Origin of the sequence: Gottfriedia solisilvae (assembly GCF_002128405.1) — a bacterium.
Taxonomy (GTDB): domain Bacteria; phylum Bacillota; class Bacilli; order Bacillales; family Bacillaceae_G; genus Gottfriedia; species Gottfriedia solisilvae.
This window is the reverse complement of record NZ_NETJ01000016.1, coordinates 1-2,159: the sequence shown is the minus strand read 5'-3', so window position 1 is coordinate 2,159 and position 2,159 is coordinate 1. Positions and strand designations below refer to the sequence as shown.

Annotated in this window: 2 protein-coding genes and 1 rRNA gene; 1 reads left to right on the top strand and 2 read right to left on the bottom strand. The window is 30.0% G+C overall.

Annotation, left to right across the window (positions count from 1 at the left end; genetic code table 11):
* Window positions 1-370: 370 nt before the first annotated feature.
* Window positions 371-841 carry a hypothetical protein gene (locus tag CAB05_RS21765; protein WP_088004299.1) on the top strand — a complete coding sequence of 157 codons (471 nt, stop codon included), beginning with the start codon at window positions 371-373 and terminating at the stop codon, window positions 839-841.
* Window positions 842-1,020: 179 nt separating this feature from the next.
* On the opposite strand, the gene CAB05_RS21760 is transcribed toward CAB05_RS21765, so the two are convergent.
* Window positions 1,021-1,740, bottom strand: a complete 720-nt coding sequence (locus tag CAB05_RS21760) for a class I SAM-dependent methyltransferase (RefSeq protein ID WP_088004297.1) — start codon at window positions 1,738-1,740, stop codon at window positions 1,021-1,023.
* A gap of 343 nt (window positions 1,741-2,083) precedes the next feature.
* A 5S ribosomal RNA gene (gene rrf / locus CAB05_RS22790) occupies window positions 2,084-2,159 on the bottom strand; the annotation flags it as partial.

Here is a 2,159-nt window from a genome sequence, read left to right as displayed (position 1 = left end):
TCAAACTCTCCATAATAGTTAAGTTTAAATCTTGTATTGCTCAAAAAACTAATAATTGACGTTTTACTTCATGTTTTGTTTAGTTTTCAAAGTTCACTTTGTCGCTTCAGAAGCGACTTTAAACATCATAACATCTTATTAACATTTATGTCAACAATTATTTATTCTGTTTTTTGTTGTCCAAGTTGTTTCGTTGTGACAACATAAATAAATATACCACCTCGTCCATTCGATTGCAAGCTTTTATTTACATTAATTTAATAAAATGAAAAATACTTAATGAATTAATTAGTTATTTATACAACTAGGTAAAAGTACAAGCATAAGCTATTCCTTCTCCATAGATTAGTACAAGAAAGGAGGAATTGTTATGCAAAGTAATGAAGCCCGTCAATTATGTAATAATTATAGAGGGCAGGTTGTACGCATTTACGATAAATCTGGAAAAGAGCACTATGGTAGAATTACTAAAGTCACTGATGATCAAGTTTGGATTGAACCAATAGATCAACAGCGTCAAAACTCTAATTACTCTAACAATAGATCATCAAATCGCAGTAGAAATGACTTTAACAGAGAGCGATCAAACAGAAATTACTCGAATAGAGATTACTCAAATAGAAATTATTCAAACAGAAATAGCACAGATAGAGACTACTCTAACAGAAACTATTCTAATAGAGATTATTCAAATAGAAACTACCGTCAAGATCAAAGATATAATAATAACTTTCGTGAGAGAGATAATTTTAGATGCGGATTCTTCGGATGTGGCTTTGGTGTATCTATAGCTATTGGCTTTATCGCGGGTATCGCTCTTGCTGCTTTATTCTTTTTTTAGAATGAAAAATAAATATATTATTTACCGAAAAGACCAAAAATGGTCTTTTCTTTTTTCCTACACTTTAGCAGCTGCAAAAATCAAGTTTAATAAACTTAAAATGTATTCAGTATAAATTCAAGTCACCTTCATTAAAAAGCAACTTAATAGTAAAAATAAAAAACAAAGATAAGTTTATTCTAATATCTTTGTTTTCTACATAAAAACACCCTATATCCTAATACATCTTTATAACGTAATATTAATTTTTGAAATTTGTGTAGTAATTCAATTCCATCAGGTGGCAATTTATCAAAGGGTAATGAGCTCATTGGTTTTGTACTAGTGTTAACAATTGTTTCTCCTCGAATAATTTTGTATTCACTAAATCCTGCTCTGACTAAAGAATTCTCCCATTCTTTTACCGTTCTTGTTTTTGAAATTCCGTATACGTCTTGTATATCCTTTTGTTCTCTAACCGTTAAAGGTTTCTCTGTTGTCATTTCAATCGCTAGAAGATATCCACCTTCTTTTAATACCCTTGCATATTCACTTAATGATTTATCTACATTTGTAAAGCTAGTTACGGACTCAGATATAATAAAATCGTATACATTTTCCTGAAAAGGCAATTTCTCTGCACTTGCTTGGAATAAATTAATCGGTATCTTTTTTTTATTAAAACGTTTTTTAGCATTGATTAACATTCGATCGTTAATATCGATCGTATCAATAGAACATTTATATTTTTCATATAAGTATTGTGCTGTTTTACCAGATCCACACCCAACCTCTAACACAGAACTATTCGATTTAATCGGCAAAAATTTCACCATTTCTTTCGTTAAATCGAACCCACCTGGATGTGCATCCTCAATTCCCAATGTGGCGATTAAGTCAATATAGTTAAATTTCCCCATATTTGACCTCCTAACCTAATATGTTAGATTAGTCTATTCACCAATAACGTCATTGGTTTAAAAATCCGAATACTATTCACATGTTTTTTCTAGGATCACTACAGAATGTTGCTGTTAGTTGAAGACTATATTACTTTTACAATCAAATTATCAATTCGTTTATTTTTAATACTTTTAAATTTGATGTTTAAAATAGAAGTATCATTAAACAACTTCTAAAATTAACATGTAATCTAAATAAAAATTTTCTTCGAAAATGAAGTATTTAATAGATCTTTTCATTTATTTTTATTACTTTATAAACACAAAAAAACATCAGCTTAATAGCTGATGTTTTTCATTTACCAGGCGACGTTCTACTCTCACAGGGGGAAACCCCCAACTACCATCGACGCTGAAGAGCTTAACTGCCGTGTTCG

Excerpts from the sequence above, each read along its gene's own strand:
- CAB05_RS21760 (WP_088004297.1), bottom strand. The coding sequence starts at position 1,740 with ATGGGGAAATTTAACTATATTGACTTAATCGCCACATTGGGAATTGAG.
- CAB05_RS21765 (WP_088004299.1), top strand. The coding sequence starts at position 371 with ATGCAAAGTAATGAAGCCCGTCAATTATGTAATAATTATAGAGGGCAG.